Annotated in this window: 11 protein-coding genes and 1 riboswitch; all 11 genes read left to right on the top strand. The window is 34.9% G+C overall.

What is annotated here, in order from left to right; genetic code table 11:
- Window positions 1-10: 10 nt before the first annotated feature.
- Window positions 11-2,554 (top strand): methyl-accepting chemotaxis protein, encoded by a 2,544-nt coding sequence (locus tag ACT5E3_RS18130; RefSeq protein ID WP_444994957.1) that lies wholly within the window; start codon window positions 11-13, stop codon window positions 2,552-2,554.
- A 34-nt stretch (window positions 2,555-2,588) separates the two neighbouring features.
- Window positions 2,589-6,407, top strand: coding sequence for a hybrid sensor histidine kinase/response regulator (locus tag ACT5E3_RS18125; protein WP_444994956.1), 3,819 nt, complete (start codon window positions 2,589-2,591; stop codon window positions 6,405-6,407).
- Window positions 6,407-6,898 carry a hypothetical protein gene (locus tag ACT5E3_RS18120; RefSeq protein WP_444994955.1) on the top strand — a complete coding sequence of 164 codons (492 nt, stop codon included), beginning with the start codon at window positions 6,407-6,409 and terminating at the stop codon, window positions 6,896-6,898. Before ACT5E3_RS18125 ends, ACT5E3_RS18120 begins: the two co-directional genes overlap by 1 nt.
- Window positions 6,895-7,359 carry a chemotaxis protein CheW gene (locus tag ACT5E3_RS18115; RefSeq protein ID WP_444994954.1) on the top strand — a complete coding sequence of 155 codons (465 nt, stop codon included), beginning with the start codon at window positions 6,895-6,897 and terminating at the stop codon, window positions 7,357-7,359. Before ACT5E3_RS18120 ends, ACT5E3_RS18115 begins: the two co-directional genes overlap by 4 nt.
- Before the next feature lie 623 nt (window positions 7,360-7,982).
- Window positions 7,983-8,200, top strand: a riboswitch (cobalamin riboswitch).
- A 33-nt stretch (window positions 8,201-8,233) separates the two neighbouring features.
- Window positions 8,234-8,443 (top strand): CbtB domain-containing protein, encoded by a 210-nt coding sequence (locus ACT5E3_RS18110; protein WP_444994953.1) that lies wholly within the window; start codon window positions 8,234-8,236, stop codon window positions 8,441-8,443.
- 80 nt (window positions 8,444-8,523) lie between these two features.
- Window positions 8,524-9,348: a CbtA family protein gene (locus ACT5E3_RS18105; protein WP_444994952.1), complete on the top strand. Its 825-nt coding sequence runs from the start codon at window positions 8,524-8,526 to the stop codon at window positions 9,346-9,348.
- Complete coding sequence (locus tag ACT5E3_RS18100; protein WP_444994951.1) at window positions 9,329-11,104, top strand: AAA family ATPase; 1,776 nt, start codon at window positions 9,329-9,331, stop codon at window positions 11,102-11,104. The genes ACT5E3_RS18105 and ACT5E3_RS18100 overlap by 20 nt, the downstream gene beginning before the upstream one ends.
- Window positions 11,105-11,171: 67 nt before the next feature.
- Window positions 11,172-12,566 carry a cobyrinate a,c-diamide synthase gene (locus tag ACT5E3_RS18095; RefSeq protein ID WP_444994950.1) on the top strand — a complete coding sequence of 465 codons (1,395 nt, stop codon included), beginning with the start codon at window positions 11,172-11,174 and terminating at the stop codon, window positions 12,564-12,566.
- Complete coding sequence (locus ACT5E3_RS18090) at window positions 12,556-13,269, top strand: HoxN/HupN/NixA family nickel/cobalt transporter (protein ID WP_444994949.1); 714 nt, start codon at window positions 12,556-12,558, stop codon at window positions 13,267-13,269. Before ACT5E3_RS18095 ends, ACT5E3_RS18090 begins: the two co-directional genes overlap by 11 nt.
- Window positions 13,270-13,328: 59 nt before the next feature.
- Window positions 13,329-14,570, top strand: a complete 1,242-nt coding sequence (locus ACT5E3_RS18085; RefSeq protein WP_444994948.1) for a cobalt-precorrin-5B (C(1))-methyltransferase — start codon at window positions 13,329-13,331, stop codon at window positions 14,568-14,570.
- Window positions 14,567-15,355: a precorrin-6A/cobalt-precorrin-6A reductase gene (locus ACT5E3_RS18080; protein WP_444994947.1), complete on the top strand. Its 789-nt coding sequence runs from the start codon at window positions 14,567-14,569 to the stop codon at window positions 15,353-15,355. The genes ACT5E3_RS18085 and ACT5E3_RS18080 overlap by 4 nt, the downstream gene beginning before the upstream one ends.
- Window positions 15,356-15,359: the final 4 nt, after the last annotated feature.

The raw sequence follows: 15,359 nt of genomic DNA, 5'->3' as shown, positions 1-15,359 counted from the left end.
GGATAATAATATGAAGCTGCAACAAAAATTGGTGCTAGGCGCACTTTCAGTATCAATAATTCCTGTTATCTTGGTATCAGCATCACTGGATAATATATCAATTAACACTGCTAAAGAAACGATACAAAATCAAGAACAAAACAAGTTGATTTCTATTCGAGATTCTAAAAAAGAGCAGTTACAAACTTACCTCAATGGTTTAAAAAATCAGGTTAAAACTTTCTCAAATAACTTAATGCTAATTAATGCGGCAAATGACTTTAGCCAAGGGTTTGAGCAGTATAATCAGCAAGTGATTATAGATGAAGCAGAACAAGCGCAACAAATTAGAAATTATCAAACGAGTTTAAGTAATTATTATACAACCGATTTTACCACAGAGTATACTAATCGAAATGTTGGTGAAGTTCCTGATATGAATCAGTATTTACTTCCCTTAAGCAATGCCACAGTTGCACTACAATATCATTATATTTCATCAAACCCAGAGCCTTTAGGTAAAAAAGACAATTTGATTAGTGCAAATGATGGGACTGATTATTCTAAGTCACATCAAAAATATCATCCTTATATTAGGGATTTTCTTAAAACATTTGATTACTATGATATTTTTATAGTTAATCCTGACACGGGTAATGTGATTTACTCTGTTTATAAAGAACTCGATTATGCAACATCTCTAATCAATGGTCCTTATGCTGAGAGTGGTTTAGGAAAAGCGTTTCAAAGGGCAAATCGTTTGACGGATCCTGAAGGTGTTGTTTTTGAAGACTTTAAACCTTATTTTCCATCATATAATGACCAAGCTGTTTTTATTGCCTCTCCGATTTTTGAAAATGATAAAAAAACAGGTATATTAATTTTTCAAGCACCTATTGCTCGTATCAATCAAATTATGACCTCAAATGAACAGTGGAAAGAAAATGGACTAGGTGATTCGGGAGAAACTTATATTGTGGGTACTGATAACCTGATTAGAAATGACAGCCGATTTTTGATCGAAGATAAAGAAGCTTATCTTGCCGCTTTGAATCAATCGAACCTAGATAAAAAAATAATTCAAAGTATTAAAGCCAAAGATACAAGTATTGGATTACAAACTGTATCGACACCTGGCACACAAGCAGCTATGTTAAATAAAACTGGTTTTAGCATATTTGATGATTATCGTGGTCAATCAGTACTGTCAGCCTATACAACACTTGATTTTTTAGGTACTAAATGGGCTATTTTAGCGGAGATTGATGAAAGTGAAGCGTTTAGTTCGACGGTTGTTTTACGTGACTCTATTAGACTGGCTTCTATTGTCATTGGTTTGATTATCTTACTGGTAACAGCGGTTGTTGTATGGTTTTTAGTACGTACGATGATAAAACCAGTTAAAAACCTTGAGGATACAGTAAACAATGTTGCTGAAGGTAATTTTACTGCTCGGGCAGAAATTACAACAGATGATGAACTTGGTACTTTAGGTAAAACTTTAAATGACTTACTCGACGATAGAATTGCGGCATTAGCAGAAACAGAAAGAAAAAATGATCAACTGAATGAGTCAATCATTAGACTGTTAGAAGGTACAATGCGATTATCGGATCGAGATTTAACAGCTGACTTACCTGTTTCTGAAGATGTAACAGGACCCCTTTCTGATGCGATAGCACAAGTTGTTGAAGCTATAAGTGGTGTATTGCACCAAGTTAATGATGTTGCATTAACTGTAGAAAACTCATCTAATAAAGTTAAATCACTGTCAGATGTGGTTTCCGATTCAGCTGAAAATGAGTTTTTACAACTAGAAAACTCATCGCAACGTTTAGTTAAAGCAACAACTGCTATGGAAAAAAATGCCACTATGGCTACAGAGTGTAATAGTTTGACCGAAAATATGGCAAGTATGATTACCTCTGCATCAGATGCGGTTAAGAAAACTATTGATAGTATGGTTGATATCCGTTCAAACATACATGAAACAGAAAAAAGGATAAAGCGATTAGGTGAGCGTTCACAAGAAATTAACCATGTTGTAGATATTATTAATAACATTGCAGAAAAAACTCATGTATTAGCACTAAATGCAAGTATGCAAGCGGCAGCTGCCGGTGAGGAAGGTAAGGCTTTCTCTGTTATTGCAGATGAGGTACAAAGATTAGCTGAAAGTGCGCGTGAAGCTACAGCACAAATTACTTCGTTAGTTGATAATATTCAGGTTGAAACATCTGATACCTCCGAAACTATGGGACATACTATTTCTAAAGTAATTGAAGGAGCTGAATTAGTCGAAGAGGCAGGTAAGACAATGGAGCAAACAACCAATACAACAAATCTTTTAAAAGAAAAAGTTTACTCAATATCTGAATCTTGTAAGGCTCAATCGCAAATTAGTTTAGATTTGAAAAATCGTTCATTAAAATTACAAAAAAGTGCTAAAGAAACACAATCAAAATTAGAGCAGCAAAGTGAAGAGACTATTAAGCTGGTTAGTAATTCCGGAAAATTAATTGAGTCAGTTAAACTGTTTAAACTGCCAGAAAAGTCTATGTCAAAGTCAGCTTGAGTTGTTAGTCATTAGCCTCTGAAAGGAGTCGGTTTTGTTAGTCAATAAAGACAATAATGAACAATTAGCCGCTTTAGAACTTTTATTTTTGAAGCTTCAAAGTTTAGCTGATTCAATTATTCAATGTGAAAACAGTAATAGTAAGCAAGAGCATTATATTGATGAATATTGTCATGTTCTAGAAGCAATGCGGAGTAAATTTAATCTATTAAATAATTACTTTGCAGCCATATCATGCCAGTTTGTATATGGAAATCTACTCGCAATTAGAGAAAATAAAGCGCCTGTCAGTATTGCAGTTAAAAGAATGCTTATTGAGTGGCCTCCTGTTATTGAGTTTATATTGCAGAATCAAAAGAGTGAGAGTCAAGAAGCTAAATTAATTACAATACTTTCTTCTACTAGTTGGAATATGCCATTCCGTCATTCTCAACTTAAGTTGTTTAAAAAGCGACTGCGACAATTTAAGAATATTCAACAAAATATCCAACCCAACCAAAATTCAGCTAGCGTCCAAATTTCTTCTCACTCTGATGAGGTTGCTTTTGATGAATTTTCTGATGATCTGCCAGTTTCTCAGAATGATAATAATGAATTTAGTTCTATTACTGATGCTAATGAAAAAAGTATTAGTAATATATCTGAAGACTTTGATGAACTCTGTACGAGTCATGACAATGATGATACTGAGAATATGAGTTTAGAAGAGTTAATGGCGTTAGCAGAGAGTGAGCAAGAAGAATATAAGGATGATGAAAAAGTAACATTTGATAACAATTTAGAGCAAAAACAATTGGTGGAGGACGATGTTGATTCAAACTTAACCTCAGCTATCCAAAATGAAACTACCAATATAAATAGCAATGATTCCTTTGAATCTGATGTCAAACTAGATGAGTTGATGAATTTTGATATAGAGGAAAATATAGAAGTAGAAGGCCAGCCTCATACCAATGTCGTACTTGACTCTTACTTTTTATCAATTAAAGATATTTTAGGTGAGATTGAACATGCTTTGTCTCGTTGGAATGAACTTGCTGAAATGGAAATTAATAATGTTACTGAAAAATGTTTGTTATGTGCAGCTAGTGCAAAAGATGTACAGCTTGAAGGAAGTAGCTGGTATTTTGAAAATCTTGCCGAGTGGTTATGCCGTCATAATTATACTGAAGCAGAAATTCAAACTAAAACAGCCTTTGATTTTTCTTATTATTATTGTTTTATTAATGAAAAAAGTGAAGAAAGCATATTAAGTTTATTCCAATATCTAATTGAAATTGAATTTAACCAACTTGACTCAACTTTAATCGAAGAATCGTCAGCATTATTTTGTGAAGAAATGCTGCAAGAAGAACTAAGAGAAAACAAGGATAGAGAGTATAAATCCGTTGATAACGATGATGTTAATATAGAAATTCCATCAGATGCCCAAGTGACTTTAGTTGATATGTTTTTACAAGAAGCACCAATGCATGTTGAAGAATTAACTCATCACCTTGAAGCTTTTACAAAATCTAACTCAGATTTATCTCATTTGATTTCAGCGCAAAGATGTGTTCATACGTTAAAAGGTGCTGCTGCAACGATTGGAATAAATGGATTAGTAAATATTGCTCATGAATTTGAAGATATTTTAGGTTTTCTTGCCGATGAGCAATCGGTATTCCCCCAAAAAGTTGTCGATTTTATTTTTAGGGTTGCGGATAAATTAGCCGAAATATGTGAATATCTTTGCGAAAATGGACGGCTTCCAGATTATTTACTTTTAACATTACAGTCATTAACTGATATTTCATTTTATCGTTCCAAAGAAATGCCAACAATGGAACTTATCAGTAAACAGCAAGATAAATTTAATTTATTTTTGCAAGAAGGTAATAATAATAACCAATCAGTATTAGCCGCTACTGACGAAAATGATGAAGAAAAAAGAAAAGAAGTTACAGATACTACTGATAATAGTAAAAGCCTACTTAAAAGTGAGTCAGATAATAAGTCCAATAAGAAAAGCGGCTCTGTTATTCGAGTGGCTAAAGAAGAGTTAGAGAAAATCTTAAAGAATGTTGGTGAAAACACCATATTACAAGGGCAGATTGAGGATGAGTATGGTCAAATTAAACGGAATTTTACTGAACTAGATAGTTTAACAGAAAAAATTCAACGGACTATATTTCAGTTTGAAAATTATATTGATTTGCAAGTGACATCAAGAAATAGAGGGCGCTATTCGGCCAATGAAACTCGAGAAAATAGCGGTGCTGATGAGTTTGATCCTTTAGAAGTGAATAGAATGGATGAGTTACATACTTATTTAAATCAAATTGTCGAATCAGTTTCTGATTTACGAGAGGTTAAAGGCCAAACAAAAAATAGATTAAGTAGTATGGAAATGCTTTTTCAAAGACAAGTCAGTTCCGCAAAGGTCATGGAGTCAGATATTATGGCAACTCGAATGGTGCCGGTTAATAGTATTGTTCCTCGACTAGAAAGGTGCATTCGTCAGGTGTCTCGGTTGTTGAATAAGAATATTAACCTTAATATTATAGGCCAATCGATCAGTATCGATGTTGATGTACTTAATGTGCTTACCGATCCATTAATGCATATTTTAAGGAATGCAGCAGATCATGGTATTGAAAGTTCAGAAGAGAGAATTAATAAAGGAAAAAATGAATCTGGAACGATTACGTTAAAATTTATGCAGAAAGGACATTCAATTTTTGTGACTTGTGAAGATGATGGTCAAGGCATTAATTATGATAAGGTGAGAGAAAAATTGATATCAGAGGGTGTTATACAAAGCCATGACATAGTAACTGACAAAGAGCTTTCTCACTATTTAATGAAACCAGGGTTTTCTACTCGTGATACTGTAACATCGACCTCTGGTCGTGGTGTAGGTATGGATGTTGTACACCAAAGTGTCTTTAGCTATGGTGGTTATATTGAAATTAACTCGTTAAAAAATGTTGGTTGCAAGGTTGAAATTACATTGCCAGTTACTATGGTATCTAAGCATGTATTAATTACTAGGGTGGCAGAAACATTATATGCTATACCATCAAATATTGTTATTAATGCATTTGCTTCGGGATCGGGAGAGGTACGTAAAATTGGTGAGAAATTAAATTTTAATTTTGGAGATAAAAATTATTCGCTACATTTTTTAGCGCAATTATTATCAGAAGAACTCAACGAAATTAATAAAGAAGAGTTTCTGTCTAAAAAACCAGGAATGATTATTCGTTCAGAGCTTGGTGAAAAAGCTATATTTGTGGACGAAGTTATCGGTTGTAAAGATATTGTCTTGAAAAAGTTTGGTCTGTTTTTGCCTCATTTAAAAGGTGTTCAAGGTGCTGCAACTTTAGGTGATGGTAGTATCATCGCCGTGTTAGAATTTAATGAATTACTTGCTAGTGGTTCACAAGTAGTAAGCTTTAAAAATAACAAAGTTAATCAGTCGCCACAAATTAATGAAGGACTTAAAAAAGTTTTAGTCGTTGAAGATTCGTTGAGTACTCGAAGGATGTTAGAGCAGTTGGTTGCAGACTCTGGTTATGAAGTTAAGTCTGTTATTGATGGTATTGAAGCTGTTCAGTTACTAAAAAATTGGCGTCCAGATCTTATTTTGTCTGATTTAGAATTACCTCGGCTTAATGGATTAGAGCTGGCATCTCATGTTCGCTCTCGTCGAGAAATTAGTGATATTCCAATTGTCATGATAACTTCTCGTTATACTGAAAAGCATAAAGAATCTGCTAAAAAAGCCGGAGTTACCGCCTATTTAACCAAACCTTTTTCTGAAGTGGAAGTGTTGTCTCATATTGAAAATTTAACCAAGGATGTTGCTTAATGAAGCAGGCAAACCATCAACTATTTGATATAGGGTTGAGTGCTGATTTGAAAAAACAAAACAATCAAGAATACTGTTTAATGGAGTGGGATGGCGTTGGTGTTGCTGTGAATATTGGTTATGTGATATCGGTTACATTAGCGAGTGAAGTTCATAATAATAACCTTGGTACTGATATGAAATTAATTTCGTTAGATCGTCACTTTAAACCGCTATATAAAAGTGACGAGCAAAGAAAACAAATTGTTATTCTTCAATGTTTTAATAACTTAATGGGATTATATTGTCAAAAAGTAGCTTTTACTGAGTCTATAATGAATAAAAAGTTAACTGTTATTCCTGAGGCAACAAAAACAAAGCAATCACCAATATTAAATCTACTACAAGTGACTGATAAGGATTATTTTACTATCGATTTTGAAAAGTTCTATCAGTATCTTTGTCAACTAGAAGTAACAACCGAACAGAATTATGTGGATAGCAAAATATGACTAATAGTAATCAAGTCTCTAATGCTTGGCTTATCGAGTATGCTAAAGATGAGTTTGTTGCTATTGCCACTCATGCAATGCAAGAAATAATTATTTCACCCGATTTAGTTGAAATCCCCTTGTCCCCAGATTATTGTCGTTATGCCTGTTGGTGGAAAAATAATTTAATACCTGTATGTAATTTGTCGACTTTGGTTTTTGGTAATGCCACAGTGAGTAAGCAAATTTTAGTGGTTAAATATTGGTATAATAATGAAACTTTTTTTGCTGCTATCGACTTATTAAAACCACCGATATTTATCCAAGTTTATGATTCAAGTTATTGTGAGCAAACAGAAGATGTTAAACTGATGCATCATATTGTTTTATCTGCTTTTATATATAACCAACACACTGTTGCTATTTTAAATTTACAGGCTTTATTTACTCAGTGTGAGCTTTCTAGCGATACTGTCATCTAGTAGATAATCGCTTATTAAGATATCGTTGCCTAATAAGGTATTGTTACCTAATAAGCTATTGTTACTTAATAATTAGTGCCATAAACAGACGATAAATATGCTACGATTAATTTTTTATTCTCGTTGAGCCTGCAATTTTTATTCAAACTAATCTCATGTCAAAGTTTTATTTCGAAGTCTTTCAATTTTTTATTCACGTTATACAGTCAGATGTTAATACTTTAGATAAAATTTTGAATAGTAGAAGCTGTATCTATTTTTGCAATGATAGGTTGGTTTTTAGCCTGCAGGGATTATTATCCTTGTTAGACAATGAAGGACATCGAAATCTGCGTGAGTTCAAAAAGTTGCTCTACACGAGTAATTTGAATGAGTTATTAATTCAATATAATGCCCAAATTAGTGTATACCACTCAGACACTAAAGTTAATAACCGCTTATACTGCCTAAATACTAAAGTGACTAATTTGTGTTGTGAAGCCAATAGCGAGCATATTTAAAATAAGATTATAATAAATTTAGATAATTGATATTTGTGCTTGTATAAAACTCACTTACTGCGTAGAATTTCGGCATTAGTGATAGGTGCCCAACTCTTTGAAAGTGTTCTTGAGGATATCTTTTATCTTCTGAAAATAACAAGATTCAAAGCGTGGGATAATCGGGAAGTACGGTCATAAAGCTATTAAGCCAAATTCCGTCGCTGCCCCCGCATCGGTAATAAAGAGTCATTTTACAAATAGCCACTGGGTTTTGCTTAACCTGGGAAGGTGTAAATGTAATTTAGTATATAACTAAGTTCTCTTTTAGCCCGAAGACCGGCCTGTTAATGGTTTATAACTAGCTTGCACGGTGGGTGCTAGAGGTTTTTATTATGCTTTCTCAAAATAGATCTGTCCAAAGTGTCCCTTATTCTAAAGGGATTGATTTTGTCACTATTTCAATACAGTCATCAGTTATTCATACTGTTGCATCCGTTATATTAGGTGCTGTTATATTGTACGCGGTTGGCTTTTTGCCGACCGATGCAGTACATAATGCAGCACATGACACTCGTCATTCATTAGCTTTTCCGTGCCATTAAATTATTAGTAATTAGGATTAATTAAGTGCCTGAGTTTTGTCAGGACTTACCTATTGCTTTGAATTAGAGAGAAATTCGAAATGCTTTTTCGACGTATTGTCCTCCATACATTATGGATAGGAGTTGCTACTGGCCTCTTATTAAGTTTAGTTCAGCACTTTATGTTGGCACCTATTATTTATGCCGCAGAATCCTTTGAAGTTAATACTCTGGCAGGAGGTTCTGCTCATCAGCATATTTCCCTAGTTTCTAATGAACCAGCATTGACTAAACAATATTTTTTAGCGAATCAAACCGTTGATGATATGGCTTCAAATGATCACCACAGCCCAGATGCATGGTCGCCTGAAAATGGCAGTGAGCGTTTATTTTATACAATAATATCAAATATTTTTGCGAGTATGGGGTTCTCTTTAATACTGTTAGCTTTGATGGCCCAGCTACAAGTTCAAGGGCGAACCCAATTAAGTATCGCTAAAGGAATACTTTGGGGAGGTGCTGGATTTATCGCTTTTTTTGCTGCGCCTAGTATTGGTTTACCACCTGAAATACCAGGCATAGAAGCTGCTGCACTAGAAAATAGACAAGGTTGGTGGGTATTAACTGTGATATTGACTGTTGTTGGTATAATGGTTCTTACTTATGCGCCAAAGCCATTTAAGCTATTTGGTTTATTAAGTATTGCATTACCTTTCATTATTGGTGCACCTAGACATATTGGCAAAGAGTTTTCTCAAGCTGATCCTCAGGTAGTTTCTTTGCTTGAGCAATTACATCAACAATTTATTATTGTCAGTAGTTTAACTAATTTTATTTTTTGGATCATACTTGGCATTATGTGTGCCTGGGCAATTAAAAATAAAGTATTAAATGGGTTTATGGTAAATGAAAGTGCTACCATTTGACTTTCCTTTTAGTGCTGTTTCTGGCCAACAAAATTATAAGCTCGCATTAATTCTTGCGGCAATTAATCCAGGTATTGGTGGTGTACTGGTTTCTGGCTTTCGAGGCTCAGCAAAGTCAACACTAGCAAGAGGGTTTGCCCAATTGTTAGGTGATACACATCCTTTTGTAACGCTACCATTAAGTACGACAGAAGAAATGTTAATTGGCACGCTTGATTTGCAAAAAGTACTTAACGATAAAAATGTTTCATTCAATCCGGGTATATTAGCTAAAGCCAATAATGGGGTTTTATATGTTGATGAGGTCAATTTGTTACCTGATTTTTTAGTTGATTTATTGTTGGATGTAGCGGCTAGTGGCATTAATTACGTCGAGAGGGATGGGATCAGTCATAGTCATGAATCACGTTTTTTGTTACTCGGTACGATGAACCCTGATGAAGGAGAAATTCGCCCACAGTTACTTGACCGATTTGGGTTATCAGTTCAATTGAACAATCAATATACCATTCAACAAAGAATAGAAATTGTACGTTTAAGAGAATCATTTGAAAAAGATCCTGAAGAATTTATTAAGCAATTTGATGTCCAACAGAAACAATTAAAACAAAAGATTACTCATGCGAAGCAGCTTATTAACAAAGTAAACTGTAATGCTCATATTCGTGAGTTAATTGCAAGGCGTTGTAGCAAAGCTAATGTTGATGGGGTGAGAGCTGATATTGTTTGGTACAGAGCAGCAAGTGCACATGCCGCTTGGTCACAAAGTAATGAAATTTCTGAGCAAGATGTGTATGCTGTTGAAGAATTGGTTTTGGCTCATCGCAGAAAAAATAGCTTACCACCTAAGCCAAATCAAGATGAACAGAAAAATAGTGAATCTCAACACAGTAATTCTCCCCAATCTTTTTTTAAGCGACCAGAATCGAGCTACTCAGACACATTTAACTCAAAAGAAAGTATTCCGAGCTCAAATGAAAAAACAGAAAAAAACACATCAAAAATAAGTGACTGGGGGACTATGCTACCTCAAAAGAGTACGGAAATTATACCTGCATTTATGGAAGAATGGCCACTGTTAGATAAACATAAAAGTACTAATGTTAAGTCATTGTTGCAAACCGGTTTAGCATCTAATAAAAGTCAAAAAGGTGTATTGGGAGGAGGTTACTTAACACAAAACTTATCTTGTCAACCGGCATGGTTTAACACTATTATTTCTGGAAATGGCTCATGGCCACCTAAAAAAATACAATTTAAAAAGTCTAAAAATTCGTTGCCGATACTTAATTTGATTTTACTTGATACTTCAGCATCCGTTTTAAAGCAACAACAATTCGCAAAAGCAAAATCAGTTGTTCAGTCAATTGTTGAGAAAGCTTATATTAACCGAGAGCAGTTATGTGTATTTGGCTTTGGCAATCAAAATGTACAAACACTTTTAGCCAAGCAAAAAGCACCAAAAGTTATTTTAGAGTGGCTAAAAAATATTACTGCTGGTGGTGGTACTCCCTTAAATCAAATGATTAATCAAGTTTATGATTATCAAATTAAATGTTTGCGTGCACTACCACAACTATTAATTAAGAATTATTTAATTACTGATGGGGGTATTGCTCAAACTATTGATAATCTTAAATTCCTTGGTCAAAGTGTATTGATTGATATTGAAAGCTCAATAGTGAAGCGAGGCAAAGGCCGTATCATTGCTAAACAATTAGGTGCTGATTATTTAACGTTACCAACAGGTTATTAATGAGTATGCGGTTAAAATTTTTTGCCAGTCATTGTTGTTTAAATCGATATTATTATAAGGTTAGGTTATGAGTGTGACTTGCCCTGCATTATTTATTGCTGCGCCGGCTTCTGGTCAAGGCAAAACAACAATAACGGCTGCATTAGCAAGAATGCTTGTACGACAAGGTAAGCGCGTACAAGTGTTTAAATGTGGCCCTGACTATCTTGATCCTCAAATATTGAGTCAAGCCTCTAAGCAAGGGGTTGAACAGCTGGATTTATGGATGGCTGGTGAAGATTACTGTCAACAAATGTTGTTCGATGCGGCGCTTCAATCTGATTTGATTTTAATTGAAGGGGTTATGGGAATGTTTGATGGTGAGCCATCCAGTGCTGATTTAGCAGCCCGTTTTAATATTCCTATGATTATCATCATGGATGTAAAAGGGATGGCGCAGACAGCATCAGCTATTGCCACTGGTTTAGCCAATTTTCGAGATGATATTAATGTTGTGGGTTTAATAGCCAATAACTGTGGTAGTGAAAGACATGCTCAATTAATTAGGGATTCGTTACCGACTTCATTACCATTGCTTGCGTCATTAGAACGTACTCCGATGGTTGCTTTACCAGAAAGACATTTAGGATTAGTACAAGCTGAAGAAATTATAGAAGAACTTGAGTCGCGCTTTAATGCTGGAGCCGACTGGTTAGAGAGGGCTGGTTTAGAAGAAATGATCAAACAGCCATTGTTATCACCTGTTGAGTTTTATCCAGTCGAAAAATTGAAGAATAATATTATTCAGCCAAGTTTGAAAAACAAAACCATTGCTATCGCTAGAGATAAAGCATTTAGTTTTATTTACGATGCTAATTTACGTTTGCTTAAACAACTCGGTGCTCAGTATGTGTTTTTTTCACCGCTCAATGATCCTCATTTGCCTTCTGCCGATGCTCTTTGGTTACCTGGTGGGTATCCTGAGTTACACGCTGAAAAGTTATCAACTAATCACTCAATGAAACTAAGTATTCAGCAGTTTCATCAAAGTAAAAAGCCAGTTTTGGCTGAGTGTGGTGGCTATTTATATACGTTAGAAACATTAACCGATTTAGATAATAAACAACATTCAATGCTTGGTTTAATTCAAGGTGAAGGTGCTATGCGTGGTAAACGCGGTTGTCAAGGAATGCAAACAGCAGCATTACCAGAAGGAAATATTCGTGGTCATGCTCATCATCGTTCAAGAAGTGTTAATACACCAGAACCAATTGCATATGGAATACGCCAGCGTCACTCTGCGCCAGGAGAGGCTATCTATCGAGAAGGAACACTCACTGCAACCTATTTACATTTATTTTTTCCTTCTAATCCAGCAGCCATTGCTCAATTATTGTGCCCCAGCAAAGAGGTCAGTAATGCGTCTGCTGAAATTGGAATAACAAAAGCTAAAAATATCGAAGAAGGTCATTATGTTAGTTGAATTAATTCCGCTCCTTGTACTTGGGTTTGGTTTAGGAATGTTGCATGCTTTAGATGCCGACCATGTAATGGCTGTGTCTAGTTTAAGTAATCAAAAACCAAGTTTGTTTCGCACTATTTATTTTAGTGCCCATTGGTCAATTGGTCATGGTGGTATTTTACTCGCTTGTGCCATATTGTTATACGGGATGGGGATCATTATTCCTGAAGAATTGCAAAGTTTAGCTGAAAGTTTAATTGGTATATTTTTGATTGTCATTGGCTTAATGTGTTTTTGGCAATTTAGGCAAGATAATATTCGCTTAAATGTTCATCATCATGGTGAAACCAAACATATGCATTGGCAGAGAAATGAGGATTTAACTGAGCGAACTAATCAAAAACTGGAACAGAACGAAAGTAAACGCTCAATAGAAAAACAACATATGCCTGTTTTGGTTGGTGGATTACACGGTTTGGCTGGTAGTGCACCAGCATTAGCGTTGATTCCTGCGGTTAATCAAGGAGAGTTGTTAGTTGTATTAACTTACTTAGTGATTTTTTCCCTAGGTGTTATGTTATCAATGTTACTTTTTGGACTAAGTTTTGGCTTTTTACAAAAATACCTGAAAGAACGTTATGTTAAAGTTTTCTATTTAAGTCGTCATTTAGTTGCCAGCTTATCAGTATTGTTTGGTGGCTTTTGGTTATATCAAACAATTTAGTGATATGGAATATGCCACAATGATATGTTTTATCTACGCTCTATATTTAGTTAATAACTATGTGGCCAGAAAGTAACGAAAATATAAAACCTTTAAAAAGCGGGCTGACGACTGGTTGTTGTGCGACGGCCTGCTGTGTTGCTGCGGCCCATTATTTATTAGGTAAAAAAAAGATTACTAAAGCAAGTGTGACTTTGCCAAAAGGAAAAATAGTTGAGCTTGATATTGCTGGTTTAGAATTAGTGGAGCCTGCCGAGAGCTTTGTTCAGCTAACAGAAACAAAACACAATTCGTTAAATATCACTCATTTTAAACAGCAACAAAGTGTTAGAAGTGCAACCATTAAAGATGCAGGCGATGATCCTGATGCAACTCATGGTGCGACTATTTTTGTTGAACTAAAAAAAATATCAGCATTCAATATAGGAAAAAATACTGATAAACAAATTAAATTTAAAGCGGCTAAAGGTGTTGGAACTGTGACTCGTGATGGCTTATTGCTTCCGATTGGTGAGCCGGCAATTAACCCTGTTCCCAGAGAAATGATTATAAAACATTTAAGCTTAATCGCCAAAGAGTATGCTTATGAGGGAGGGTTTGAAGTGTCTGTTGGCGTTGAAAATGGTGAACAAATTGCATTAAAAACAATGAACCCGAGACTAGGAATATTAGGGGGGCTATCAATACTAGGCACGACAGGAATCGTTAGACCTTTTTCGTGTTCTGCTTATATTGCTTCAATCCATCAGGGTATTGATGTAGCCAATAAAAATGGTTATAAACATATTGCTGCATCAACAGGGAGTAGTAGTGAGGCTGCAATTAAAAAAATTTATCAGTTACCAGAAATTGCTTTAATTGAAATGGGAGATTTTATTGGGGCTGTTTTAAAGTATCTCAAAGTCAAGTCGAAAAAAAGTTTGCCAGGAGAGTTTGTGATTAAAAAACTCAGTATTTGTGGTGGTTTTGGTAAAATAAGCAAGTTAGCTAAAGGTCATTTAGATCTTAATAGTCGAGTTTCTTCAATTGATTTTGAATTTTTAGCTAAGTTAGCAAAAGACGAAGGAGCCGAACAAAGACTACAGCAAAAAATAATAACGGCAAATACAAGTATTGAAGCGCTTAATTACTGTAACCAAGAAAATATTAATTTAGCAAAATCCGTTTGTCGAGCAGCGTTGGAAAAAGTTTATACAATTATACCTGCAAACATAGAAGTGGATGTTTGGGCCATCAATCGGCATGGAAATATTGTTGCTAAAGCTGCAGCAATTGATCTACCTAGAGCAAGATTAAAATGAGTATTCTTTTGTTGGGGGGTACAGCTGATGCAAGAAAAATGGCTTGCCATTTATTTGAAAAAGGGTTAACGACAATTTACAGTGTTGCAGGCCTAGTTAGGCAACCTAATGTTCCCTGTGAAATTGTGAGTGGTGGTTTTAGTCAGTTTGGTGGTTTAGTTGAGTATATTCAATACAAAAACGTTGAATTAGAAAAAAATCAACAGAAAAAAATAAGCTTGATTTTAGATGCTACCCATCCTTATGCGGTGAAAATGAGTTGTGCCGCTGTCCGTTCCGCTGTTGAGCTCGATATACCTTGTTGGCGATTTGAACGTCAACCCTGGAAGCCAGGTGCTCAAGATGACTGGTTTACATTTAATAATTGGGATGAACTGTTGCCTAATATTATTGATAAAAAGTGTGTGTTTTTTAGCGTTGGTCAAATAGAGCAAAAGTTAATTGAGAACCTAATGAAACTTTTAGAAGATAAAAAGTTAGTACAAAAACAAATATTACGTACAGCAATAAAATCCAATATAGAAATACCAGATAGTATGCATTGGATAAAAGCGATTGGTCCGTTTGAAAAAGCTAAAGAGTTGGCTTTGATGAAAGCGTTCAATGTTGATGTTTTATTGACTAAAAATAGTGGGGGCAGTTCTACTATTGCAAAATTACAAGCCGCACGTGAACTTGCTATACCTGTGATGATGTTAGCTCGTCCTGAGTTAGCAAAAGCCGATAAAGTTTTTGATGAAATCAATGAGTGTGAAAATTCAGTAATTAACTTTTTCTTGAAATAATAGT

It is taken from the genome of Aliikangiella litoralis (genome assembly GCF_052495765.1).
The sequence above is the reverse complement of the archived record's forward strand: the minus strand, read 5'-3'. Positions and strand labels throughout refer to the sequence as shown.

What these genes read in the sequence shown, in the direction of transcription:
- ACT5E3_RS18130 (WP_444994957.1), top strand. Translation starts at nt 11, where the DNA reads ATGAAGCTGCAACAAAAATTGGTGCTAGGCGCACTTTCAGTATCAATA.
- ACT5E3_RS18120 (WP_444994955.1), top strand. Translation starts at nt 6,407, where the DNA reads ATGAAGCAGGCAAACCATCAACTATTTGATATAGGGTTGAGTGCTGAT.
- ACT5E3_RS18115 (WP_444994954.1), top strand. Translation starts at nt 6,895, where the DNA reads ATGACTAATAGTAATCAAGTCTCTAATGCTTGGCTTATCGAGTATGCT.
- ACT5E3_RS18110 (WP_444994953.1), top strand. Translation starts at nt 8,234, where the DNA reads ATGCTTTCTCAAAATAGATCTGTCCAAAGTGTCCCTTATTCTAAAGGG.
- ACT5E3_RS18105 (WP_444994952.1), top strand. Translation starts at nt 8,524, where the DNA reads ATGCTTTTTCGACGTATTGTCCTCCATACATTATGGATAGGAGTTGCT.
- ACT5E3_RS18100 (WP_444994951.1), top strand. Translation starts at nt 9,329, where the DNA reads ATGAAAGTGCTACCATTTGACTTTCCTTTTAGTGCTGTTTCTGGCCAA.
- ACT5E3_RS18095 (WP_444994950.1), top strand. Translation starts at nt 11,172, where the DNA reads ATGAGTGTGACTTGCCCTGCATTATTTATTGCTGCGCCGGCTTCTGGT.
- ACT5E3_RS18090 (WP_444994949.1), top strand. Translation starts at nt 12,556, where the DNA reads ATGTTAGTTGAATTAATTCCGCTCCTTGTACTTGGGTTTGGTTTAGGA.
- ACT5E3_RS18085 (WP_444994948.1), top strand. Translation starts at nt 13,329, where the DNA reads ATGTGGCCAGAAAGTAACGAAAATATAAAACCTTTAAAAAGCGGGCTG.
- ACT5E3_RS18080 (WP_444994947.1), top strand. Translation starts at nt 14,567, where the DNA reads ATGAGTATTCTTTTGTTGGGGGGTACAGCTGATGCAAGAAAAATGGCT.